The organism is Oecophyllibacter saccharovorans, from assembly GCF_006542375.1.
In the GTDB taxonomy this organism is placed as follows: Bacteria; Pseudomonadota; Alphaproteobacteria; order Acetobacterales; family Acetobacteraceae; genus Oecophyllibacter; species Oecophyllibacter saccharovorans.
Genome location: NZ_CP038143.1, coordinates 769,412 through 792,534, shown reverse-complemented (window position 1 = coordinate 792,534; position 23,123 = coordinate 769,412). Strand labels below are relative to the sequence as shown.

19 protein-coding genes are annotated in these 23,123 nt (G+C 58.3%); 12 read left to right on the top strand and 7 right to left on the bottom strand.

The window, feature by feature from the left end; genetic code table 11:
* Positions 1–169: 169 nt before the first annotated feature.
* A complete protein-coding gene (locus tag E3E11_RS03445; protein ID WP_141451202.1) occupies positions 170–673 on the bottom strand; it encodes a hypothetical protein in 504 nt (167 codons plus the stop codon).
* Entirely contained in the window at positions 666–1,004 is a 339-nt protein-coding gene (locus E3E11_RS03440) for a DMT family transporter (RefSeq protein WP_141451201.1), read from the bottom strand. The genes E3E11_RS03445 and E3E11_RS03440 overlap by 8 nt, the downstream gene beginning before the upstream one ends.
* 207 nt (positions 1,005–1,211) lie before the next feature.
* Between E3E11_RS03440 and E3E11_RS03435 the strand changes: the two genes are divergently transcribed.
* The 5 genes from E3E11_RS03435 to E3E11_RS03415 all read left to right on the top strand — a co-directional run bounded on the left by E3E11_RS03435 (position 1,212) and on the right by E3E11_RS03415 (position 8,932).
* Positions 1,212–1,523: a hypothetical protein gene (locus tag E3E11_RS03435; RefSeq protein ID WP_141451200.1), complete on the top strand. Its 312-nt coding sequence runs from the start codon at positions 1,212–1,214 to the stop codon at positions 1,521–1,523.
* Between the two features lie 151 nt (positions 1,524–1,674).
* A complete protein-coding gene (locus E3E11_RS03430; protein ID WP_141451199.1) occupies positions 1,675–3,516 on the top strand; it encodes a type I restriction-modification system subunit M in 1,842 nt (613 codons plus the stop codon).
* Entirely contained in the window at positions 3,513–4,838 is a 1,326-nt protein-coding gene (locus tag E3E11_RS03425; protein WP_141451198.1) for a restriction endonuclease subunit S, read from the top strand. The genes E3E11_RS03430 and E3E11_RS03425 overlap by 4 nt, the downstream gene beginning before the upstream one ends.
* 101 nt (positions 4,839–4,939) lie before the next feature.
* Positions 4,940–5,791 carry a DUF5655 domain-containing protein gene (locus E3E11_RS03420; protein WP_231118980.1) on the top strand — a complete coding sequence of 284 codons (852 nt, stop codon included), beginning with the start codon at positions 4,940–4,942 and terminating at the stop codon, positions 5,789–5,791.
* A gap of 153 nt (positions 5,792–5,944) precedes the next feature.
* Positions 5,945–8,932 (top strand): type I restriction endonuclease subunit R, encoded by a 2,988-nt coding sequence (locus E3E11_RS03415; RefSeq protein ID WP_231118979.1) that lies wholly within the window; start codon positions 5,945–5,947, stop codon positions 8,930–8,932.
* Between the two features lie 12 nt (positions 8,933–8,944).
* Here the strand turns inward: E3E11_RS03415 and uvrA are convergent, their stop codons facing one another.
* A complete protein-coding gene (gene uvrA / locus E3E11_RS03410; protein ID WP_141451195.1) occupies positions 8,945–12,052 on the bottom strand; it encodes an excinuclease ABC subunit UvrA in 3,108 nt (1,035 codons plus the stop codon).
* A gap of 275 nt (positions 12,053–12,327) precedes the next feature.
* Between uvrA and ssb the strand changes: the two genes are divergently transcribed.
* The 3 genes from ssb to E3E11_RS03395 all read left to right on the top strand — a co-directional run bounded on the left by ssb (position 12,328) and on the right by E3E11_RS03395 (position 14,142).
* The gene (gene ssb, locus E3E11_RS03405; protein ID WP_141451194.1) at positions 12,328–12,882 is read left to right on the top strand and encodes a single-stranded DNA-binding protein; all 555 of its coding nucleotides are present in this window, start codon (positions 12,328–12,330) and stop codon (positions 12,880–12,882) included.
* Between the two features lie 3 nt (positions 12,883–12,885).
* A complete protein-coding gene (locus tag E3E11_RS03400) occupies positions 12,886–13,566 on the top strand; it encodes a transglycosylase SLT domain-containing protein (protein ID WP_231118978.1) in 681 nt (226 codons plus the stop codon).
* Positions 13,567–13,806: 240 nt separating this feature from the next.
* Positions 13,807–14,142 (top strand): hypothetical protein, encoded by a 336-nt coding sequence (locus E3E11_RS03395; protein ID WP_141451193.1) that lies wholly within the window; start codon positions 13,807–13,809, stop codon positions 14,140–14,142.
* A 55-nt stretch (positions 14,143–14,197) separates the two neighbouring features.
* On the opposite strand, the gene E3E11_RS03390 is transcribed toward E3E11_RS03395, so the two are convergent.
* The 3 genes from E3E11_RS03390 to proP form a co-directional block, all read right to left on the bottom strand.
* A complete protein-coding gene (locus E3E11_RS03390) occupies positions 14,198–14,647 on the bottom strand; it encodes a DUF6232 family protein (RefSeq protein ID WP_141451192.1) in 450 nt (149 codons plus the stop codon).
* Between the two features lie 55 nt (positions 14,648–14,702).
* A complete protein-coding gene (locus tag E3E11_RS03385; protein WP_141451191.1) occupies positions 14,703–15,530 on the bottom strand; it encodes a DUF421 domain-containing protein in 828 nt (275 codons plus the stop codon).
* Positions 15,531–15,713: 183 nt separating this feature from the next.
* Complete coding sequence (gene proP / locus E3E11_RS03380) at positions 15,714–17,279, bottom strand: glycine betaine/L-proline transporter ProP (RefSeq protein ID WP_231118977.1); 1,566 nt, start codon at positions 17,277–17,279, stop codon at positions 15,714–15,716.
* Between the two features lie 1,080 nt (positions 17,280–18,359).
* Between proP and E3E11_RS03375 the strand changes: the two genes are divergently transcribed.
* The 4 genes from E3E11_RS03375 (at position 18,360) to E3E11_RS03360 (ending at position 22,343) form a co-directional block, all read left to right on the top strand.
* Entirely contained in the window at positions 18,360–19,019 is a 660-nt protein-coding gene (locus E3E11_RS03375) for an HAD family hydrolase (protein ID WP_141452089.1), read from the top strand.
* A 74-nt stretch (positions 19,020–19,093) separates the two neighbouring features.
* Positions 19,094–20,644, top strand: coding sequence for a mannitol dehydrogenase family protein (locus E3E11_RS03370; RefSeq protein WP_141451190.1), 1,551 nt, complete (start codon positions 19,094–19,096; stop codon positions 20,642–20,644).
* Positions 20,645–20,893: 249 nt separating this feature from the next.
* Entirely contained in the window at positions 20,894–21,799 is a 906-nt protein-coding gene (locus tag E3E11_RS03365) for a polyprenol monophosphomannose synthase (protein ID WP_141451189.1), read from the top strand.
* A gap of 4 nt (positions 21,800–21,803) precedes the next feature.
* Entirely contained in the window at positions 21,804–22,343 is a 540-nt protein-coding gene (locus tag E3E11_RS03360) for a hypothetical protein (RefSeq protein ID WP_141451188.1), read from the top strand.
* A 17-nt stretch (positions 22,344–22,360) separates the two neighbouring features.
* On the opposite strand, the gene E3E11_RS03355 is transcribed toward E3E11_RS03360, so the two are convergent.
* A complete protein-coding gene (locus tag E3E11_RS03355; protein WP_141451187.1) occupies positions 22,361–22,753 on the bottom strand; it encodes a hypothetical protein in 393 nt (130 codons plus the stop codon).
* Positions 22,754–23,123 lie beyond the last annotated feature (370 nt).

Sequence of the window (23,123 nt, the reverse complement as noted above, 5' to 3'; positions counted from 1 at the left end):
GTTGTGTTCCTTGCGGAAAGCCTGTGGGAACAGGCTGAAAAACTGGGGCGGGAGGCATACATCCCGAGACGTGGGGTCTCGCTCCTGAAAAGCAGGCCGGGAAGCAGCGAACGCCCGTGATCAGGGAGATTGCCGGGCCATGTGTCCTCTGGCCCTTGTCAGGGGCCTTTCAGGAGAAAACGCAGGCCGGAAAACGGAGAACAGGACGCGCGCCGGTGCGGAGATTGGTCCGCAATGCGGGCGGCCCTCGCCCGGGCGGGCATGGTGCATGCTGAAGTTCCGGCGGGCCCCGCGGCACTGAAGGCAGAAAGCGCAGCCATTGCATTCTGCCGGCCACGCTGATGGCGATCAGCAGGGGGGTGAGCGCCAGCAGAACGTGCTCCAACAGGGGGCACAGCGGGCAGGTTTTGTCTTTATCAGGCCCGGGATGGGCTTTGTGCTCTGGGCAGATCCCAGGGCTGTGCATGGTCATGGTGTGACCGAGCGACACTGCAGTGTGAGAATACGGCGCTGAGGTGGGCGCGATGTCCCATCCGGTCAGGCGCAGCATGGCAGCGCGCGGATGTTCCCCGGGCTGCAGGGCGGTGTGGAAAGCCAGCTGCAACAGGAAAAGCAGCGCGACAGTCAGAACGCTGCAAAGCCTTAACGCGCCGCGATGTTGGGCCCTATTCACGCACCGCTCCCGACAGGCTGGCCACCAGCGTGCCCAGAAAGATCAGACCGATGCCTGCCCACGCCCCCGGCGAGAGGTGCTGGCGGTAGATGAACGCGCCGATCAGGGCGATGCACACGATCCCCACCCCGCACCACACCGCGTAAGCCAGTCCCAGCGGCAGGACACGCAGAGCGCGCGCAAGGCTGAAAAACGCGCCTGCGTAAAGCGCCAGCGCGCCCAGGGCAGGCCCTGCGCGCCGGAAGCCGTCACTGGCATTGAGCAGGGAAGTGGCAGCGACCTCGAGCAGAATGGCAACCAGCAGAAAAAGCCAGGCGGTGAGGGAAGGCAAGCAACCGGCTCCTGTGCAGCGGAAGGGCCTGGTCCTGCAGGGAAATCTGGGGACCGTTGCAGGCAGCCTAGCAGATGGCCCCTGTCTCCGTCAGGGGTTACCTGGCGCCTGAGGGATAGTCACGCGCGACTTGCCCCGCTAGATTGGCGTTAACCGACGGAAAACCTTTTCCGACGACCATTTTCCTTTTCGAAAGGCGCTTCTGCAATGGCCACTACTCCGACCTCTTCCCAGCAACTCCCGCCCCAGCTCATCAAGGAATTCGCCGATTACGACGCCGCTGTCGTGCAGGACGCGCTGGAAGAGCTGAAACATGGCTGGGAAACCATGTATCTGACCGCCTGGAGCCTTGATGCCGGTGCCGCTCTCAGCGCGCTGGCCCTGAAAGTGGAAGTCGCCCGCCGCTGCGGCTACGCCCCTGAAGGGGACGTGCAGATCACCTACAACCCCCAGACCGCCCAGCTGGTGGCGGTGCAGTCCGTGTGGAAGATCGACCACGCCGAAGATTTCGAGGACTGAAATACTTTTCAATGTGCTTTCCCAGGGAACTTCCCGGGGAAAGCATATTACCAGCCTGGCGCTTATACCAGGCCGGTAGATGAAACTACTTTTAATTACAAAAAATTTCTATCTGAGTTCTCTGATAGAACCAATTCTGCAGGTGCGCCCCATGAATCAACCCGCTCTTTCATCGCTCATCTGGTCTGTCGCTGATCTTCTGCGTGGCGATTACAAGCAGTCGGATTATGGGCGCGTTATCCTTCCCTTTACAGTACTGCGCCGCCTTGACTGCGTGCTGGCTCCCACCAAGCTGGCCGTTCTGGAAGAATTGGAGACCAGAACGAAAGCGGGCCTGACAGATCCAGCGCCTTTTCTGAAGCGCAAAGCCGAACAATCATTCTACAATACGTCCCCTCTGGATCTGCAGAAGCTGCTCGGCGATCAGGACAATATTCGCCAGAATTTGCATGATTATGTTCAGGGATTTTCGCCTGAAGTGCGTGATATCTTCGAGCGCTTTGACTTTGCGGCGCAGATCGAGCGCCTGGCTAAAGCCGATCTTCTTTACCTGGTTACGGAAAAATTCGTGCAGATAGACCTGCATCCTAATGTTGTTGATAATTTTCAGATGGGACTGGTTTTTGAGGAGCTGATCCGAAAATTTGCCGAACTCTCGAACGAAACCGCCGGCGAGCATTTTACCCCGCGTGAAGTGATCCGCCTGATGGTCAATCTGCTGTTCATTGAAGACAGTGACATGCTGGCGCCTGGTAATACTCCGGTACGCGCGATCTACGACCCGACTGCGGGGACAGGCGGTATGCTCTCCACGGCCAGTGAATTTCTGGCCGAGCATAATCCCGATGCGCGCCTGACGCTGTTCGGTCAGGAACTCAACGACGAATCCTATGCTATCTGCAAAGCGGATATGCTCCTCAAGGGAGAAACCATCACGCGGATCGCTGCAGGCAACACTTTATCTGAGGATGCGCATTCCGGGCAGAAGTTCGACTACATGCTCTCCAACCCGCCTTTCGGCGTGGAGTGGAAGAAAGTCGAGAAAGTAGTGCGTAAGGAACACCAGGAAAAAGGCTTTGATGGCCGCTTCGGCCCTGGCCTGCCGCGTGTCTCAGATGGGTCCATGCTGTTCCTGCTGCATCTCATCAGCAAAATGCGTCCTGTTCAGGAAGGCGGATGCCGGTTCGGTATCGTGCTTAACGGCTCGCCCCTTTTCACCGGCGGGGCAGGCTCAGGTGAATCGGAAATCCGTCGCTATGTATTGGAGAACGATCTCGTTGAAGCCATCATCGCGCTGCCGACTGACATGTTCTACAACACAGGCATCGCCACTTATATCTGGATCCTGTCCAACAAAAAGCCTGCAAAACGCAAAGGCTTCGTGCAACTGATTGATGCATCCAGCTTCTGGCAGAAAATGCGCAAAAGCCTTGGCAGTAAGCGCAAGGAGATGAGCGAGGCCCAGATTGACGAAGTCACCAGATTGTTCGGAGAATGCGTGGAAGCCGAGCAAGCGTGCGTGTTTGACGCGGCCGGGCGCGAGATCAGTCGCAGCATCCTCCGTACTGGCGAAGCTGCGCCGACGGCGCCAGAGGGTGGGGCAGTCAAAATTGTGCCGATCTCCCGTCTCTTCCGCAATCAGGATTTCGGTTACACTACCCTGACCGTGGAGCGCCCGCTGCGCGATGCGCAAGGCGAGATCGTGCTGGGGGTGAAAGGCAAGCAGAAAGGCAAGCCGCAGCCTGACAGCGCTTTGCGCGACACTGAGAACGTGCCGCTCTCAGAAGATATCGGCGCTTATTTCGCCCGTGAAGTGCTGCCACACGCACCAGATGCCTGGATTGACGAGGCGAAAACCAAAATCGGTTATGAGATCCCCTTCAACCGGTATTTCTACGTTTTCGAACCACCGCGCCCGCTGGTGGAAATAGACGCAGAGCTGAAAACGGTCTCAGCCGAGATCCTGCAGATGCTCGGGGAGTTGGCAGGATGACCGGAACGCAGCTGCCGGTTTACCCGGTGTATAAGGATTCCGGGGTCGCGTGGTTGGGTAAGGTGCCGGCTCCTTGGAAAGTGAAACGGCTAGGCAATTTTTTTAGTGAGCGTAGAGAAAAAGTTAGTGATCGAGATTACGAACCACTTTCTGTAACAAAATCTGGGATTCTTCCTCAGTTGGAAACTGCAGCTAAGACTGATGACGGAGATAACCGCAAACTTGTGTGTGTTGGTGATTTTGTCATTAACAGTCGATCTGACCGTAAAGGATCAAGTGGCGCTTCGAAATTTGAAGGATCCGTTTCCTTAATTAATACAGTTATTCATCCTTCAGATGAAATAAATTTAAACTTCATTCAATATCTATTACGAAGTGTACCTTTTCAAGAAGAATATTACAGATTTGGGAAGGGAATTGTAGCAGATTTATGGAGCACAAAATATGCAGAAATGCGCAATATTAAACTTGCAATTCCAGATTTATCAGAACAGCGTTTAATAGCTGCTTTTCTCGACCGCGAGACCGGCAAGATTGATGCTCTGATTACTGAGCAGGAAAAGCTGCTTAAGCTGTTAGCGGAAAAGCGTCAGGCCACCATCACCCACGCCGTCACCCGCGGCCTCAACCCTGACGCACCGATGAAGGATTCCAGGGTTACGTGGTTGGGGGAAGTGCCGGCGCATTGGGGAATTACGCCTCTAAAACGAAAGTTTAAGATTTTTGGCGGCTCTACACCGAAATCAGGCGAAGCCTCTTATTGGGATGGGGAGCTAATCTGGCTCAGCCCAGCAGATCTAAGTAAGAATTCTTCGCGCTACATTAGTGACTCAGCACGAAAAATAACACAGGCGGGGCTGGAATCATGCGGAACTTCTTTAGTGCCTAAAGGAACTATTATAATTTCAACAAGAGCCCCAATTGGTTTGCTTGCTATTGCCGATAGAGATCTCTGCACAAATCAAGGGTGTAAGTCTCTTGTTCCGCAGCTAGGAATAAATAGCATTTATTTTTATTATTGTTTATTCGCTGCAAAGAAAATTTTGAATGTTTACGGAAAAGGGACGACTTTTCTCGAACTCTCTGGAGAGAGCCTTGGAGATTTTAAGCTACCTTGTCCGTCTTTTGCTGAACAAACTGCCATCGCCGCTTTCCTCGATCGCGAGACCGCTAGGCTCGACGCGCTGACGGATAAAGTCACCCAAGCCATTGCGCTTCTTAAAGAACGCCGTAGCACGCTGATTTCAGCTGCCGTTACCGGCAAGATTGATGTGCGTGAGAGCGTTGCTGAGGCGCCGTTCACTGAAAAGCAGCCAGTATGAGCGATATTCAGCTTTTCCGTTTCACTGATGAAGGGGTTGCCGAGCTGCGAGGGCACGCTGCGAGGCTCGAGCGGGACCTGCAACGGCTGATTGAAGCCCATATGCCCGTTTTTCTGGGTGTGCGTTTTCTCGCCAGCGAATACCCAACCGGCAAAACCCACCGGGGCCGGATCGATTCCTTAGGGTTGGACGAGAATGGCTGCCCGGTCATCATTGAATACAAGCGTTCCAGTCATGAGAATGTCATCAATCAGGGGTTGTTCTACCTGGACTGGCTTCTGGATCATCGGGCTGAATTTCAGTTATTGGTAATGAGAAGACTGGGCCAGGAAACGGCAGAGCAGATCGAGTGGCCCGGGACGCGGCTGCTATGTATCGCCGCTGACTTCACGCGCTATGATGCCCATGCCGTGCAGCAGATCCCGTGCAATATCGAGCTGCTGCGTTACAGATTATTTGGAGAGGACCTGCTGTTACTTGAACTGGTCAATGCCAACAGTGTGGCGGATGCCACAGCAGTAAAGCCCGGACCAAACGAGAAAACGGCTGACCCGGAAAAGTCTGATGTTCCGGCTGGGCGTCAGACGTCTCAGAAGGGCAAGGACAAATCCCTTGAGGAACAATTGGTGCAGGCGCCTAAAAAGGTCCGTACGCTTTACGCAGAAGTGTCTGCCTATCTGCTGGGCTTAGGCGAGGACGTACAGGAAAAGCAGCTGAAACTGTATACGGCTTTCCGACGCCTAAAGAACTTCGCCTGCCTTATCGTGCAATCCAACCGATTGCTGGTGACGCTGAAGCTGGACCCGGCTTCGGTAGCGCTTGAACCGGGTTTCAGCCGCGATATCAGCGCGGTTGGTCATAAAAGCACAGGTGACCTTGAATTAATTCTGCATAACCAGGCCGATTTCGAGCGCGCTATGCCGCTGCTGGCGCGCAGCTACAGTGAAAGTTGACTCAGCGAGAGCGGGAGAAAAAGAGGCCAGGTCATGAGCAGTTTACACCGCGAGCACCATTTTGAAACTGAGATCTGCCAGGCCATGAACGCACGCGGCTGGCTCTACGGTGAAAGAGACGCAGCGCAGTACGACCGCGACCATGCGCTTTTCATGCCTGACCTGCTGGCCTGGATTGAGGCCAGCCAGCCTGAGAGCTGGGAAAAGCTTCAGAAAACCTATGGCGCCAGGCTGGCGGAGAATGTGGCTGAGCGCGTGCGCAAGTGCTTAAATAAGCGCGGCACGCTGAGTGTGTTGCGGCACGGTATCGAAATGCAGGGGTTGGCGAAACCGCTTTCTCTGGTGCAGTTCAAACCGGCTCTAGCGCTCAACCCTGCTCTGCAGAAACGCTATGAGGCGAATCGCCTGCGGGTCGTGCGGCAGATGCATCATTCCGTCAACAATCCGAAAGACGCGCTGGACCTGGTTCTGTTTGTCAACGGTATTGCTGTTGCGACGGCTGAGCTGAAGTCTGATTTCACCCAGAGTGTTCAGGATGCGGTGGACCAGTATCGTTTTGACCGCAATCCGCACCCGAAAGGCGGGCGGAGTGAGCCGCTCCTCAGTTTTCCTGGCGGTGCATTGGTGCATTTTGCCGTCAGTCAGACTGAAGTCATGATGACCACGCGCCTGGCCGGGCCTGAGACGCGTTTTCTGCCATTTAACCGTGGCAATGCAGGCGGGGCGGGCAATGTGCCTAATCCGGAAGGCTTTGCTACATCTTATCTGTGGGAAGAAGTCTGGGCAAAAGAGAGCTGGCTCGACCTGCTGCAGCGTTACCTTATCGGCAAACGCGATGAAAAGAAGCAGCTCAAAAGCGTGATTTTTCCGCGCTATCATCAGCTTGATGCCACGCGCAAACTGGTTGCAGACGTTCAGGAAAAAGGCCCTGGCGAGCGTTACCTGATCCAGCATTCAGCAGGCTCAGGCAAGACAAACTCCATCGCCTGGACAGCGCATTTCCTGGCGGATCTGCATGACGCTGAGAATCAGAAGATGTTTGACAGCGTGCTGGTCATCTCAGACCGTAACGTGCTGGATGCGCAGTTGCAGGAAGCGATTTTCGATTTCGAGCGCACGACCGGCGTCGTCGCCACCATTGACGGCACGCATGGCAGCAAAAGCGCCCAGCTCAGCCAGGCTCTGAAAGAGGGTAAGAAGATCATCGTCTGTACGATCCAGACCTTTCCTTTCGCGCTGCAGGCCGTGCAGGAACTGGCAGCGACGCAAGGCAAGCGCTTCGCCGTAATTGCTGATGAAGCGCACAGTTCCCAGACGGGAGAAGCCGCTTCAAAACTCAAACAGCTGCTTTCCACTGAAGAGTGGGCCCAACTCCAGGAAAGCGGGGGGATTGATACAGAAGCACTTCTGACTGCGCAGGTGAATGCGCGCGCTGGCGCGGTGAAAGGGCTGACTTATGTCGCCTTCACCGCAACGCCGAAGCAGAAGACGCTTGAGCTTTTCGGCCGGCCTGACCCGAGTGAGGGGCCGGAAGGTTTGCCCAAGCCGTTTCATGTCTATTCGATGCGCCAGGCGATCGAGGAAGGGTTCATCCTCGATGTGTTGAAGAATTACACAACTTACGAGCAGGCCTTCAAACTGGCCCAAAACGGCAAGCAGCTCGATGAGAAGCAGATCGAGCGCAGTAAGGCAATGAAGAGCCTCATGCTGTGGGTTCGGTTACATCCTTATAATATTGCTTCGAAAGTGCAGATCGTTATCGAGCATTATCGCAAAAATGTGCAGCCCTTATTGGAGGGTAACGCCAAAGCGATGGTGGTGGTCGGCAGCCGGCTGGAGGCTGTGCGCTGGCAGAAGGCCATTCGCGACTATATCCGTAAGAAGAATTATGCCTTGGGCGTTCTGACGGCCTTCTCTGGTGAGGTTGAAGACCCGGAGAGTTATCCGCAACCGGTAAGCGAGACGAGCAAAGTGCTCAATCCCGGCCTGAACGGGCGCGACATTCGCGACGCTTTTTCCGGGCCTGAGTATCAATTGCTTCTGGTGGCCAACAAATTTCAGACCGGGTTCGACCAGCCGCTGCTGTGCGGCATGTATGTGGATAAAAAACTAGGCGGCATCCAGGCTGTACAGACGCTCTCGCGTCTTAACCGCGCTTATCCGGGCAAAGACACCACGTATGTTCTGGATTTCGTCAATGATCCTGCAGACATCCTGAAGGCTTTTAAAACTTACTACGAAACAGCTGAGCTTGAAGCGGCTACGAATCCCAATGATCTCTATGATCTGCGCGCCAAACTTGATCTCATGGGTTACTACGACGCATTTGAGGTGGATCGGGTGGCCAAAGCGGAACTGAATCCGAAGGCCACGCAGGCGCAACTGTTTAAAGCTATTGAACCGGTCGCTGATCGCTTACTGAAACGCTATAAGGCGGCTCAGGCAGACAAGACAGCAGCTGAAGCGCGTAATGATGAAAAAGCCGCTCGTGTAGCGCAAGATAAGCTTGAAGCACTGGAGCTGTTCAAGAGTGACATAGGAGCCTTCGTGCGGCTGTATGTCTTTTTGTCGCAGATCGTGCCTTATGGACCGGAGATCGAGAAATACTTTCTGTTCTACAAGCGTCTGATTCCTCTCCTGGCCTTCGGGCGCGAGCGCGATGAGGTGGATCTGTCGCAGGTGGTCCTGACGCATCATAATCTGCGCAATAGGGGCGTGCAGCCGCTGGATCTGGCGCAAGGGGAAGTGTCGAAACTGCCCCCTATCGACAGCATGGGCAGCGGGGCGGTTCAGGAAAAGCAAAAAGCGCTTCTTGAAGAGATCATTCAGAAGGTCAATGACCTGTTCGACGGTGAGCTGACAGATGATGATCAGCTTGTTTATATCAACGGGGTTCTGAAAGGGAAGTTGCTCGAGAATGGTCTGCTGAAACAGCAGGCTTCAAGCAACAGCAAAGAGCAGTTCGCCAGTTCACCTGATCTGACGGAAGCAATCATGCATGCCATCATGGATGCCCTGGATGCTCATAAGCTTATGAGCACGCAGGCGCTTGGGTCCGAGCGGATACGCGAGGGCTTGAAAGAAATTCTTCTGGGCCCCGGCCAGCTTTACGAAGCTTTGCGGGAAGACGTTTCTCTCTGAAAGAACGCGTCTTCAAGCATTTTTCTTCCGCTGGCCTGCCTTGCTTTCAGATTTGGGTTTAAGTACGGCTTTTTTACGCGCCGGTGCTTTCGGCTTGGCCGAAGTAGCGTCTGGTGCGGGGGCGGCCAGCATCGGCTTGAGAAACGCGCCAGTGTGGCTTTTCGGCGTGGTGGCGATGGTTTCCGGCGTGCCCTGGGCGACCACCTGGCCGCCGCCGCTGCCCCCTTCGGGGCCGATATCGACCACCCAGTCAGCGGTCTTGATGAGGTCGAGATTGTGCTCGATCACCACCACCGTATTGCCCTGGTCCACAAGCGCGTGGAGGACTTCCAGCAGTTTGCGTACATCTTCGGTATGCAACCCGGTGGTGGGCTCATCGAGCACGTAAAGGGTGCGGCCGGTGGCGCGGCGGCTCAGCTCCTTGGCCAGTTTCACGCGCTGTGCTTCACCGCCTGAAAGGGTGGTGGCCTGCTGGCCGAGCGCCACATAACCAAGCCCCACCTGCTGCAGAACCGCCAGCTTCTCGGCGATGCGCGGCACGGCCTGGAAGAAGGGCACGGCTTCATCGACGGTCATGGCCAGCACGTCAGCGATGGACTTGCCTTTGTATTTCACCTCCAGCGTCTCGCGGTTATAGCGTGCGCCTTTGCAGGCATCGCAGGTGACGAACACGTCAGGCAGGAAGTGCATCTCGATCTTCAGCACCCCGTCACCCTGGCAGGCCTCGCAGCGCCCGCCTTTGACATTGAAGGAGAAGCGGCCCGGCTTGTAGCCGCGCGCCTTGGCTTCCGGCAGGCCAGCGAACCAGTCACGGATGGGGGTGAAGAGATCGGTATAGGTGGCGGGGTTGGAGCGTGGGGTCCGCCCGATGGGGGACTGGTCGATCTCGATGATCTTGTCGATATGCTCCATGCCTTCGAGCGTCTTGTAAGGCAGCGGCACGGCCCCTGACCCCATGAGATTGCGCGATAGCCCCTTATACAGTGTGTCGATCACCAGCGTGGATTTGCCTGAGCCGGAAACGCCCGTTACCGCCACGAAGGCGCCGAGCGGAAAGCGCGCGGTGACGTTGCGGAGATTGTTGCCTGTGGCACCGCTGAGGGTCAGGAAACGCTCGCTTTTGCGGCGCTGCTCGGGCACAGCGATACCGCGCCGCCCGGCCAGCCAGGCACCCGTGACGCTCTCGGGATTTTCAGCCACTTCCTCAGGCGTGCCGCAGGCCACAACATGGCCGCCCTGCGTGCCGGCGCCCGGTCCCATGTCGACGAGGTAATCGGCCTGCCGGATGGCGTCCTCATCATGTTCCACCACCAGAACGGTATTGCCGAGATTGCGCAGCCGCTCCAGCATGGCAAGCAGGCGGGCATTGTCGCGCTGGTGCAGGCCGATGGAAGGCTCATCAAGCACGTAAAGCACGCCTGTCAGGCCGGAGCCGATCTGCGAGGCCAGCCGGATGCGCTGGCTTTCGCCGCCTGAAAGCGTGGCCGAGCCGCGTGCGAGCGTGAGATAATCCAGCCCGACGCGGTCGAGAAAATGCAGGCGTTCGGTGATTTCGCGCAGGATGCGGCGGGCGATTTCAGCGCGTTGCGGTGTCAGCGTCGCTTCCACCCCCTGGAACCAGGTCAGGGCTTCATGAATCGTCATGTCGGAAGCCTGGGCGATATCGCGTTCATTGATCTTCACACACAGCGCTTCAGGCCGCAGGCGTGCGCCGTGGCAGGCGCTGCACGGCATGGCGGACTGAAACCGGCCCAGCGCTTCACGCACATGCACGCTGCTGGTGCGCGCAAGGCGGCGTTCCAGAAATTTCAGTACGCCATCAAAAGGTTTCGTAACCGTATAGGTCTTGCCGTTGTCGGCATAGGTCAGCTTGACGTTTTCCCGGCCGCTGCCTTCAAGCAGGAAGCGGCGGGTCTGCGGCTTCAGCTCAGCCCAGGGGGTGTCGATATCCTCACCACAATGGGCGGCCAGGCCAGCCAGGGTCTGCTCGAACAGGGGGTCTCTTTCATCCTGCCAGGGGGCGATGGCGCCCTGGCGCAGTGTGAGGCGTTCATCGGGCACGATGAGGGCAGGATCGAAATGCGTTTCCGTGCCCAGCCCGTCACAGGTCGGACACGCGCCCATCGGCGCGTTGAAGGAGAACAGCCGCGGTTCCACGCTTTCCAGCGTGAAGCCAGATTCCGGGCAGGAATAACGTGCCGAGAAGCTGATCCTGACGGGCTCCTTAGCTGTTTCCGCAGTGTCTTCGGCCGTATTTCCGCTACCCGGACGGAGGACTTCCTCCACGCTCGCCAGGCCGTCTGAAAGGGCGAGGGCGGTTTCAAAGCTGTCAGCCAGGCGTTGCTCCACGCCTTCCTTGAGCACCACACGGTCCACCACCGCTTCGATAGTATGGCGAGTACGGCGGTTGAGGGTCGGCACGTCGTTGATCTCGTAAAGCGTGCCGTCGACCCGCACACGGGTGAAGCCCTTGCGGGTCAGCTCGGCCAGTTCACGCGCCTGGTCGCCCTTACGGTCGCGCACTACAGGGGCAAGCAGCATCAGCCGCGTGCCTTCAGGGAGGTCCATCACCCGGTCCACCATCTGGCTGACGCTCTGCGCTTCGATGGGCAGACCGGTAGCCGGAGAATAAGGCACGCCGGCCCGCGCCCAGAGCAGGCGCATGTAATCGTGGATCTCCGTGATCGTGCCGACAGTGGAACGCGGATTCCTGGAAGTGGTTTTCTGCTCGATTGAGATAGCTGGGGAAAGGCCTTCGATGGAATCGACGTCCGGCTTGCCCATCAGCTCCAGAAACTGCCGCGCATAAGCAGACAGGCTTTCGACGTAGCGTCGCTGCCCTTCGGCATAGATCGTGTCAAAAGCCAGGGAAGACTTGCCCGAGCCTGACAGCCCGGTGATGACCGTCAGCGTGTCGCGCGGAATCGTGACATCCACATCCTGCAGGTTGTGCGTGCGTGCACCCCGCACACGGATGGCCGGCAGGTCAGGCGTGATCTGCGCCTGGGGCACAGGCCTGCGGCCTGTTGTCTGGTGCCGGGCAGCCGTGCCGGCATCAATCTCAACATCGGCAGCGGAAGATTGGGAGGAAGTTTGCGTGGCTGGCGTCACTTGCGTCATGGAGAGGTCTTTTCAGCTGATCTTCTGTAACGGTCTGGTAGGCGTGGCATACGATGGCATACGAAATGCCATGGACTGGAGGGTTTCCGGGTAGGGCTGCATGAAGATCGGAAAGGGACGGAGACGAACGAACACAGGGTGTCAGGACGGAAGAAAATCTTTATGCTAGAAGACCGGTTAGAAATGCCTCCCTTCATCCGGCCCTCAGCCCGGCAACCTGCCGTTGGGGCGCTGGAGCAGGATATGGACGAGACAGCACAGGAAAGCACAAACGCATGGCTGGCAGCGTAAACAAGGTCACTCTGGTAGGTAATCTGGGGCGTGACCCGGAGGTCCGCAATACCCAATCGGGCTCAAAGATCGTCAATCTGACTCTCGCAACCAGTGATTCCTGGAATGACCGCGCAACGGGCGAACGCCGCGAGCGCACGGAATGGCACCGCATCGTGATTTTCAACGAGCGCCTGGCCGATGTGGCGGAGCGCTTTCTGCGCAAAGGCCGCAAGATCTATGTGGAAGGCGAGCTGCGCACCCGCAAATGGACTGACCAGAGCGGGGCGGAAAAATATACCACCGAGGTGGTGCTCGACCGTTTCCGTGGTGATCTCGTACTGCTTGACGGGCGCAACAGCGGCGATGAAGGCGGGTTCAGCGGAGGCAGCAGCAACAGCGGCGGCGGTTCCTCTTTCGGCAATCCGCGCCCGCAGAATGCACCTCAGAACCCCCAGCGTTCGGCCGCCGGGAGCCCGTCAAACAGTCAGCCGCAGGGTGGGCAGAGCTGGGATACCGGCGCGCATGACAATGATCTGGACGACGAAATCCCGTTCTGACCCGTGTGGCGTCCTGGTTTTCCGTGTTTTCAGAGGCCTGTCTGCTCTGTCGGGCCTGCCAAGTGGCGCAGGGCGGGTATTGGCCTTGCCGGACTGTGCCTGCTTCAGCTGGCTGGTTGTGCGTCGCCGCCGCCCCAGCATCCAGGTAATCTCTGCGATATTTTCCGTGAGAAGCGCGGCTGGTATTTCTCGGCGATGAAAGAGGAGGCGCATTGGCACGTGCCTTCTGCCGTGCCGATGGCGATGATGTATCAGGAATCAGGCTATCACAGCAGCCTGCATACAAAGCGCACATACATCCTCTGGATCATTCCCTGGGGATATCAGACCACCGCGTATGGCTATCCGCAGGCCAAGGATGAAGTATGGGATGAGTTCAACCAGGCCACGGGGCGCGACGGCTCGCGGGAAAATTTCGGCGATTCCCTTGATTTCATGGACTGGTACATAGCGGGCAACCAGAAAAATCTCGGCATTCCCGTCACCAATGCCGCCCAGCAATATCTTGCGTACCATGAAGGACGCGGTGGTTACAGCAGGCGCAGCTACAGCTCCAAGGGGTGGCTGGTACAGGTGGCCGGCAAGGTAGGCGCGCGGGCGCGCACTTATCAGCGGCAATATGACAGCTGCAAGGAGTCGCTCAAGCCCGGTTTCTGGGAGCGTTTCTGGAATGCGATCTTCTGAGACCGCCCTTTAGCGCCAGGTTAGGGCTTGGCGATATTACGGAGAAATAGTACGGGGAAATTTCCTCACTGTTTCGTGCATTGGCCTGCACCGGAGCCCTCCAGTAAAATCAGGGGATGCCAAAGTTAAGATATGCCCGCCTCGCGGTCATATTGTGGGCTCAATTCGTTTTTAGGTTTTCAGACCTGCTGCTGAACTTCTTCCGCTCCTGGAAGGGGCCCGCTTTGAGGGAAAAAAGAGATGTGTGCTTCTGAAGCCGTTGCTCCCACCCGTTTTTCCATTTCCCGTTTCTTTACCCTGTCTGCAGCAATTGCGCTGGCGCTGGGGGTGAGTTTTGCAGTTGAGCTGGGTCTGAGTGCCTTCGGCCAGCAGAGCAGCCAGGCGCAGGCGGCCACTTTCCTGCCTGTCAGTGGCCATGTGGTGGCAGGCGGACAGGTCATGGGGCTGCTTGACGTGGATGGCAGCGTGCATGACCAGAACGGAAATGTCGTCGGCATGGTGCCGCCCGGCAATATGGCCGCGGCTCTGACCATGATCCATCTTCATGCCGCTCTGCTGTCGCCCGACCTTCTGTAAGAAGCCAATATATATAAGCTACAGGCTTTATAAGCCTTTGCAGGCGCTCGGTCGCTTACCCTTCTTTCGAAGCAGCTGATTGCGAAGCAGCATCGGTATTCTGCTGAAGTGTCCGGCCAAGGGATTGGGCCAGATCATCTATCAGCGCGTGGTCCTGGCTGGCCAGGACCGCTGTATCGGTCGGCGCGCCTGTAGCGCCCTGTTCAGGGGTCAGGCTGAGGATAAGCACGCGGAAGGAGCGACGGCCCAACCACCAGGCGCGTCCCAGGCACGCTACCGCCAGAATGGCAGCCACCACCAGTTCCCAGCCCGACAGAACACAGCAGATCACGCCCAGCGCTAATGCCGCGAAAAGCAGCATGGCAGCCGTGCGGCTGATGCGGTTGCTGAGTCGGACTGCCCGGATCCGCTTCAGTGCATAAAGCTTTTCACCGACCTGAAGTCCCGAAGAGGTGAGGGCAACGGTACCGTTCTGGAAAAGAGGCGGCAGGGGAGAGGTGAACATGTCAGTGTCTTTCAGCTGGACAGGCAACGGGAGAGGACGTGCACTCTGCGCGGGATCAGCTTGTGGCGCCTGCGCGCGCCGGCCCTTCAGTGCTGCTCTTAAGATAAGGCGGCAGACCGGCGCTCTTGAAGGGGGTAGCGGGGGCTACTGATTGCGGGCTGATGCGTTCGGGCGCTGCATGAGGCAGAACGTCACCATTCATGCAGACATAATGAAAATGCCCGGCCATGGGCGAGGCGCCGCTGTCATGCAGCACGCCGGGGGAGGCAGGATAATAGCGGTATTCTGCCAGCAGCACGTCTTCAGGCGAGGGAATGCCCAGTTTTTCCATATCCGCCAGCAGCTCTTCACGGCTCTGCCCCACCTCTTCCAGCTCTGTTTCGCGGATAAGGCCGTTGCAGATGACGATCGGTGCTGGAATGCGATTGGGGTCACAGGTGACGGTTAGCGATCCGTTGGGCTCGATCTGGGCATAAGCAACCTCATCAAAGGAAAAGATGCCTTGCAGGTTGAGCTGAGAGGCGACGTTGAGGATGTCCACCCGATTGTTCTGGTCCTCGATATTGCGGACCAGGAAATGCCCGTTGCGGATGATGGGAATGGGCCGGCCGATCGTGACATTGCGGAACAGGTGGAAGCGGCGGCAGAGCATGTTGAGGCCCATGAGCACCAGGATGCTCATGGCCAGTACTGCCACATAGGTGTGATACGCGATGGCATCGGTATAAAGCACGCCACCGATAACGCCGCCCAGAATGAAATTGCCGATCAGGTCAATGGCATTCATCTGTGAGAACTGGGTGCGCCCTGACAGGTTGAGATAGGCCAGGACGAAGCCGAAGCCGGTCAGGAGTTTGAGGAGCGTCCAGAGATAGAACATCATAAGACAACCATCACAAGAAAGCCCCTGCAGGGGCAGAACGACCCTGACAGGACAGTTCCTGCCCTACATGCCTCCGAAAGACCCGGAAAGCAGCTGTCGCGTCACCTGCTTTCTATAAGCGCCTTTCCAGGTCGCGCCAACTCCTGTTCTCTCCCGGTTTTCCGTCGCTCCCCAATCAGTTGCTCAGTCGACATGGGGGTGTTGTTCCACCAGGCGTTTGCGGCGCTGCAGCAGCAGTTCCACCTCTTCGTCGATCGCCTCGATCTTCTCTTCCAGCGTTTCATAATGCTCGAGCAGGATCTCGCGCGCTTCCTCGAGGCTGGAGGCCATCGGCTTGGAGCCGCGCAGGGGCATGTTGGCGGTTTCACGCATGAAGATCGACGTGACCAGCCCGACCCCGCCGACGCCCATCATGAAATAGGCAGGCATCATCAGGTTGCCCGTCCAGCTCACCAGGGCGGCCATGATGGTCGGAGACTGACCGGCGGCAACTACCGCGATGTTGAAGGCGCTGGCCAGCGCGCTGTAACGCACGGCTGTGGGGAACATGGCCGGCAGGATGGAACCGCAGACGCCGGTAAAGCAGTTCATCAGGGCTGCAAACAGGAACAGGCCCAGAAACACGAGCCAGGGATGCCCGCTGTCGATCCCCCAGAAGCCCGGGATCGAGAGGAGAATCAGCCCGATGCTGCCGGCATAGAAGAACGGCTTGCGCCCGACCCGGTCCGACATCCAGCCGATCATGGGCTGGATGAACAGCATGCCCACCATCACAACCAGCATGATGAACACGCCGCTCTGAGGCGCGTAGCCCAGGCTGCCCGTCAGATAGCTCGGCATGTAGGTCAGCATCAGATGCGTCGCCATCATGGCGGTGATGACAAGACCGACGCAGATCAGCAGGGCACGCCAGTACTGATGCAGGATGCTCTTGAACGATACGCGCGGCGCGGTGCCTGCAACCGCCTTGTCAGCTTCATCCTGGCCGGCAGATTTGCGGGGTGCGGCAGGTTTCTGGGCGTCTTTTGCCTGATTGTCTTGGGCCAGACTGTCGGTATGCTGCTGGAAGGCTGGCGTTTCCTCGAGCTCATGGCGGAAATAGATTCCCAGCAGCCCCAGCGGCAGAGCCAGGAAGAAGGGCAGGCGCCAGCCCCAGTTCACGATGGCGTCAGGCCCCATGACCATGGTCAGCAGTTCCACCACGCCGGCGCCGGCGATGAAGCCCGAGAAAGCGCCGAAATCGAGAAAGCTGCTCCAGAAGCCGCGTTTGCGGTCGGGGGAATACTCAGCAATGAAGATGGCCGCGCCGGTATACTCACCGCCCACCGAGAAGCCCTGCGCCATCTTGCACAGCAGCAGAAGCAGCGGCGCCCAGAGGCCGATACTGGCAAATGAGGGGATGAGGCCGATGCAGAACGTGCTGATCGACATGATGATGATGGTGGCTGCCAACACGCTCTGGCGGCCATGCCTGTCGCCCAGCAGCCCGAACACGAAGCCGCCCAGAGGGCGCATGATGAATGTGATCGATACGGTGGCAAAAGTGGCCACCAGCTGGACCGAGCTGCTGACGGCCGGAAAGAAGACCTTGCCAAGTGCCGTGACCAGATAGCCGTAAACGCCGAAATCGAACCATTCCATCGCATTGCCCAGCGCTGCAGCGGCGATAACGCGGCGCACCTTGGCGTCCTCGATGATGGTGACGTCCTTGAGGGTATAGGGCTTGAGGGGCTTTCGTTTGGCGATCACGCGGATCCTCTCTGACTGTTGGCACCAGGGCTGGATGAGGGACTGTTTTTGCAGAAGCTGCTACCTGTTTTCTGACTTTAACCGGAAATTCCCTGCCGGGATCGGTAATAAGCGAAACGCGCCTGAAGTCCCCCCGGCTTCCGGTTTCGGAATGTGATCAATCATGAGCGATCATTCATGACCAGAACCGGCCTCGGCAGATAATACTTACGCACAGTGCAGAATTACTCTTCCGGTATTTTTCTTCCGGTTGACGGAAGTAGCACTTACCGGTGAGTCCAGGCAGCCGTTTCCTCCTTGACTGCAAAGGCTTCGGTTTTTGCCGGAAAGGCACAAGCCGAAAAACAGAACCCATTGAAATTTTAGCGCCAAGTATTGCCTGTTTTGATTCAGAAATCAATTGAGGGGCTAGTGTGGGGTCTGGCACGGGGCACAGCTACCAAGGGCCTTCCAACTAATATTGGTCGCTTCAGGTCAATAATAATTGGAATAATTGCGGGGTCTGTATGAGAGAGAACAGGCCTGGACAGAAAGGGACAGGGTTTTTTTCAGAGATATTTTTTGTTAGCCTCTGTGGCAGAAATACAGCGGTCACGGGAGGATCGCGGCAGATTGTTGCAGGCACATGCCGCCAAAGAATGCGGAGCAGGCGCCAATCTGAAGCTTGCTTTCAGAGGCAGGTTCTCGTGTCACGGTTCAGCAGTTCTCTGAAATCAGCTCACGTGGCGGCGCCTTCCTTATTTTTGATTTTTGAGGCGCGCCCTTTTTTCGTCCGGTTCCTGACCGATGCTGCCTTTCCTGCAGGACCTTGGAGGCGCCACGGTGCGCTTTTCCTTTCAAGGTCAGACCCGGGGTCGGCAGATCGGTTCTGGCAGTGAGCCGGCATGCAAGCAAACGAGTTGAATAAGAGACCAACAAGGGCAGGAAACAGGAGTACTCTTCATGAACGATTATAAATCGAGCACCCCTTCCCCCGGCACGACCTCATCCGGTTCAGACGCGCAGGTTGCGGGCCATGCGGCTAATTTCCCCATTCCGGCTGACGCCCCTGCCGCCGTGCAGCCGGACGGGCAGTTGCGGATGGTGATATTCGACTGTGACGGCGTGCTGGTGGGAGGCGAGAATCTTTCCACTGCCCTGATGGGCGAAGAAGCCCGTAAATATGGCTGGAACATCACCAATGCCGAAGCCAACAAGCTGTTCAGCGGCGGAGAGCTGGCCAAGATCGGCGAGAAGATCGCAGCCCATACCGGGCGCAAGCTTCCGGGTAACTGGGCCGCCATGATGGAAGGGCGCATTGTCAGCCTGATGCGCAAGGAAGCCAAAACGGTGGACGGCGCTGAAGAGATGCTGCGTGACGTGATCGACCTCGGCCTGCCGATTCGCGTCGGCTCCAACTCTTCAGAGGCGGAGATGGAAGCCAAATTCGCGCGTACCGGTCTCGATGAAATCCTCGAGGAAGAGCGTATCCATTCCGGGCGTGACCTCAACATGCCCAAACCACGCCCCGATATCTATCTGTACGCTGCTGCTGAAGAGGGCATCCCGCCCGCCAATTGCCTGGTGCTGGAAGATTCGGATGCAGGGGTGGAAGCGGCCCGCAAGGCCGGCATGGCCTGTGTGCTTCTGCGTCCGTTTGACAAACCAGCCCCGCAATGGCCTGGACTGCTGCGCATTTCACACCTTGATCAGTTCGTGCCGCTGTTGCGGAAAGTCCTGGCAAGCCAGAGCCAGGCCTGAACTGCACCCACAGCCTGTAAGGCCCAGCAAATCCAGGAATTAAGACCAAGACTCAAGCCTGAGGAGGAAGCCCCATGCTGACCCCCGAAACCCTGAAGAGCCAGGCCTCCGATCCCGTCCATGCCGGTAAGGCGCAGGTGGGCGTGCCGGTCTATGACCGTGCGGCCGTCACTCCGGGGATCGTGCATTTCGGGGTCGGGAACTTCTTTCGGGCCCATCTGGCCAATTATGTCGACCGTGTTCTTTCCCTGCCCGAAAATGCTTCCGACCCGCAGGCCCGGCAGTGGGGCATCATCGGGGTCGGACTGCGTGAAAGCCCGCGCGCGCTCAGGAAGGCTGAAGATTTCGTCGCGCAGGATGGGCTCTATTCCCTTACTGAAGCTGCGACCGGCGGCGCGCGTGACATCCGGGTGCTCGGCGCGCTCAAGGGGTATCTGCTGGCCCCGCGTGAAGGAGAGAAGGTGCTGGCGCTGCTGGCCAGTCCTGAAACCCGCATCGTTTCTCTGACCATCACGGAGGGCGGCTATAACATTGATGAAACACCCGGTCCGAACCGGGGGAAGTTCCGGCTGAAAACAAGGGCTGTTGCTGAGGACCTGGCGGATTCCGGCCACCCGAAAACCGTTTTCGGCTTCGTGGCTGAAGGCATGCGCCGTCGCCGGGCCGCAGGCCTTGGCGGGGTGACGATCCTGTCCTGCGACAACCTGCGCCATAATGGGGACGTGTCGCGCAAGGCCTTCCTGGGATACGCGCAAGCGCTTGATCCGGAGCTTGCAGCCTGGATGGAGGCCAACTGCACCTTCCCCAATGCGATGGTGGACCGCATCACCCCCAGCGTCAGCCAGGAGACGATGGACCGGCTGAATGCACGCAGCGGCCTGCAGGACCTGCAGCCCCTTCTGGCCGAGGATTTCACGCAATGGGTGGTGGAGGACAAATTCGCCGCCGGCCGTCCCCCTTTCGAGAAGGTGGGGGTGCAGTTCTCTGACCAGGTCAGCGCTTTCGAGCACGCCAAGATCCGCATGCTCAACTGCAGCCACCTTATTCTGAGCGCGGCCGGCATGCTGATGGGGGTGGATCTGGTGCATGACGTGCTGGCCTATCCCCAGCTGCGCCGGTTTGTTGACGACGTGCTGGACCGCGACGTCATCCCCACCCTTCAGGCGCCGCCGGGGGTGGACCTGGTGGCCTACAAGGACACGATTCTCACCCGCTTTGCCAACAAGGCGATGGCTGACCAGGTGGCGCGCATTGCCGCAGATGCCACTTCCAAGGCGCAGGTATTCTGGACGGAGACCGTGCGCAGCGTGCTGGAAAATCCCGATCATGATCCAAGCCGGATCATAACCATGCAGGCCCTGCTTCTGGAACTGCTGCGGGGACGGCGCGAGGACGGCACGCTCTTCGAGCTGGAAGAACCCGCCCTTGATGAGGCCCAGCTTGAAATCGCCCATTATGAGGGGCTGGATGAGAGTCCCGATAAGGGGCGGGAAGTTTTCACGCTGCCGGCTTTTGATTCATGGCGTGACCTGATGACGCCCGGGCTGGAAGATCGGATCACCCGCGAGCGCAGGCGCCTGCGCTGCCTTGGGGTGCTGGAAGCTCTGGCAGTCCTGCCTGCCTGACCGCTTCCAGCAGGGGATTTGACAGACGCAGGTCCGCTTGGGATGAAGGTTCCCGTTATTGGGTATCTCCGGCCATTGTCGGGAAGGCAGGGGTCTACATGATCGGGCGCCTTGCTGAACGTCTGGCCATTCAGGCCGGCTCGGTCTGTGGCAGATGCGTGGGTATTTCCTCTTTCCCTGTGCTTTTTGCCGGAACCGTTTTCAGGAGGAGAGCTGAGTGAGCGAAACTGTTCGGGAAGGACTGGTCTGATGGCGCATAACCCGGCTAACCGTTCAGCCACGCAGGAGCGACCCTCGCAGGGCAGTCCTGAGGTCAGCATTGTCGTCCCCTGTTACAATGAAGTTGAGAACGTGCGCCCGCTTGTTGAAGCGGTTGAACGTGCTTTGCCACGCCATCACTGGGAACTCATCTTTGTCGATGACAATTCTCCTGATGGCACCATGGAAGAAGTGCGACGCCTGGCTGCTGAGGATGGGCGCGTGCGCGGCCTGCGCCGGGTCGGGCGGCGCGGGCTGTCCTCAGCCGTGATCGAAGGCGCGCTCAGCTCTTCGGCCCGGGTGGTGGTGGTGATGGATGGCGACCTGCAGCATGATGAAAGCTGCCTGGAGGAGATGGTCGAAGCTCTGCTGAAAGATGAGGCTGATCTCAGCGTGGCCAGTCGCTACGTGAGCGGTGGCAGCCGGGACGGGCTGGCCAATGGCTGGCGGCAGAGCCTCTCACAAGGCGGAACCTGGCTGGCCCGCCTGTTGCTGGGCGTGCCGCTGACTGACCCGATGAGCGGCTTCTTCGCCCTGCCGCGCCACCGTTTTGAAGCCGTGGCTCCGGCGCTGTCAGGGCGGGGTTTCAAGATCCTGCTGGATCTGACGATGATGATGCCCACTTCCGAAAAGCTGCGGGTCCATGACGTGCCGATGGTGTTCCGTGAACGCCGGCACGGTGAAAGCAAGCTGGGGCTGAAGGTGATGCTCTCCTTTGCAACCATGCTGCTTCAGGGGGCCTGTCGCCGTCATCCGGTTCTGATGGCCGGCAGTGCTGCAGCCACGCTGGCGGGCAGCGCATGGCTGGGCAGGGCCTTGGTCAGGCACAAGCCAGCCCGTCATGGGGGCGCGAAAGTGCGTGCCCGCAGGTCCCGTCTGCTCCGTAAAGGACGTTGAAAGCGTGAAACGTAAACACTCAGAAACGTATTTGTGGATTAACGGGGCGACGCGAGGGGCTGTGCTTTCTCTGCTGGCCTGTACAGCGACCGGGATTAGTGCGCAGGCTCAGACGCCTCAACCTGCGTCACAGCGTGAACTGAGCCCGGCCCCGCATGCCCGTGCTGTGCAGAGCTACACGCCGCATGTCACGCCCGACGGTCGCATTTTCAACGCGCAGGGCATGATCAGCGGGCATGTTACACCTGAGGGCAAGGTGACAGACCGTCATGATCTGCCGGTCGGTATCGTCAGGAATCCGCAACCCGGCCAGCCTCTCTCATGGAAGAACCGGGCGCGCGTGCTTGATGGCAGCGGGTACGAACTGGCGCATATGAACAGTAAGGGCCTTGTGTCCAATGAGCGTCGGCAACGGCTCGGCTTCATTGACCCGAGCGGGCGCGTTACCGACCGGCATGGTTATCCGGTCGGCTACGTGCCTTCCGACCACCGTGCTTATGGCATGCTCTTCCTGCTGCGCGGCCATGGGCTCGATCTGCCCTGAGTCTGGCCCCTAAGGTTTTATTCCGGCCGCAGGTCAGCTGAAGCCGTATTGGAACTGCCCGCCAGGGTGGCAGCCGTGAGAAAGCGTGACAGACGAACGCGACGCTGGGTAAGGGGGTGGCCTGCCGGCAGGGGGGCCGGATCATAGGCCTGCTCGCGTTCGCGGGCTGTAAGCTGCAGCCCTTCGGGAATGCGCCGGTAAATGCCTCCAGGCGGAAGCCGCTCTGCGGCCAGTTGCCTGTCAGTCCCTTCCTTGTTCAGACCTGGCGGGCTGCAAGGTGCAGAGCGCGGGCGGTTGGAGGGGGTTTTCTGCCCTGGCTTGCGACGGCGGATCAGTTGGGGCGCCTGGCGCGCCAGCATGTGGGAAACCGCTTTGTAGCTGCGTCCGAGCCGTTCGGAGATCAGCGTCATGGGAAAGCCTTGCTCTCTCAGACGGGTGAGAGTGGCAAGTTCATTTGGGCTCCAGGTCGGACGTCTGCCGTGCATCATGGTTTCTGATCCGCTTCTAGGCTGTTCCAGCTCCGCCCTTTCGCCTGGAAAGCCGGAAGCGGGAAAGCTTGGGTGAGAGAGGGAGGTATCTATATTGGCTACCTGTTTACGTTAGGTAACCTCCGGCTCTCTTACGGTCAACTTAAAAGATACCATTGACAGAAATTCCCCATATCGTTGCTTAGATACGTTTTTAGGGATTAATCAGGGCATATCTATAAACCAGCCTGTTATCGAAGCCCCGGGATTCCGAATTTTCAATGTTGCATGCGGAAGAAGAGGGTAGCTACTA

Coding starts and splice junctions, on each gene's coding strand:
- E3E11_RS03355 (WP_141451187.1), bottom strand. CDS start 22,753: ATGACGCTGATCTCCGAACGGCTCGGACGCAGCTACAAAGCGGTTTCC.
- E3E11_RS03420 (WP_231118980.1), top strand. CDS start 4,940: ATGCCCGTTTTTCTGGGTGTGCGTTTTCTCGCCAGCGAATACCCAACC.
- uvrA (WP_141451195.1), bottom strand. CDS start 12,052: ATGACGCAAGTGACGCCAGCCACGCAAACTTCCTCCCAATCTTCCGCT.
- E3E11_RS03385 (WP_141451191.1), bottom strand. CDS start 15,530: ATGATGTTCTATCTCTGGACGCTCCTCAAACTCCTGACCGGCTTCGGC.
- E3E11_RS03430 (WP_141451199.1), top strand. CDS start 1,675: ATGAATCAACCCGCTCTTTCATCGCTCATCTGGTCTGTCGCTGATCTT.
- E3E11_RS03395 (WP_141451193.1), top strand. CDS start 13,807: ATGTGTGCTTCTGAAGCCGTTGCTCCCACCCGTTTTTCCATTTCCCGT.
- E3E11_RS03390 (WP_141451192.1), bottom strand. CDS start 14,647: ATGTTCACCTCTCCCCTGCCGCCTCTTTTCCAGAACGGTACCGTTGCC.
- E3E11_RS03365 (WP_141451189.1), top strand. CDS start 20,894: ATGGCGCATAACCCGGCTAACCGTTCAGCCACGCAGGAGCGACCCTCG.
- E3E11_RS03375 (WP_141452089.1), top strand. CDS start 18,360: ATGGTGATATTCGACTGTGACGGCGTGCTGGTGGGAGGCGAGAATCTT.
- E3E11_RS03435 (WP_141451200.1), top strand. CDS start 1,212: ATGGCCACTACTCCGACCTCTTCCCAGCAACTCCCGCCCCAGCTCATC.
- E3E11_RS03425 (WP_141451198.1), top strand. CDS start 3,513: ATGACCGGAACGCAGCTGCCGGTTTACCCGGTGTATAAGGATTCCGGG.
- ssb (WP_141451194.1), top strand. CDS start 12,328: ATGGCTGGCAGCGTAAACAAGGTCACTCTGGTAGGTAATCTGGGGCGT.
- E3E11_RS03415 (WP_231118979.1), top strand. CDS start 5,945: ATGCCTGACCTGCTGGCCTGGATTGAGGCCAGCCAGCCTGAGAGCTGG.
- E3E11_RS03370 (WP_141451190.1), top strand. CDS start 19,094: ATGCTGACCCCCGAAACCCTGAAGAGCCAGGCCTCCGATCCCGTCCAT.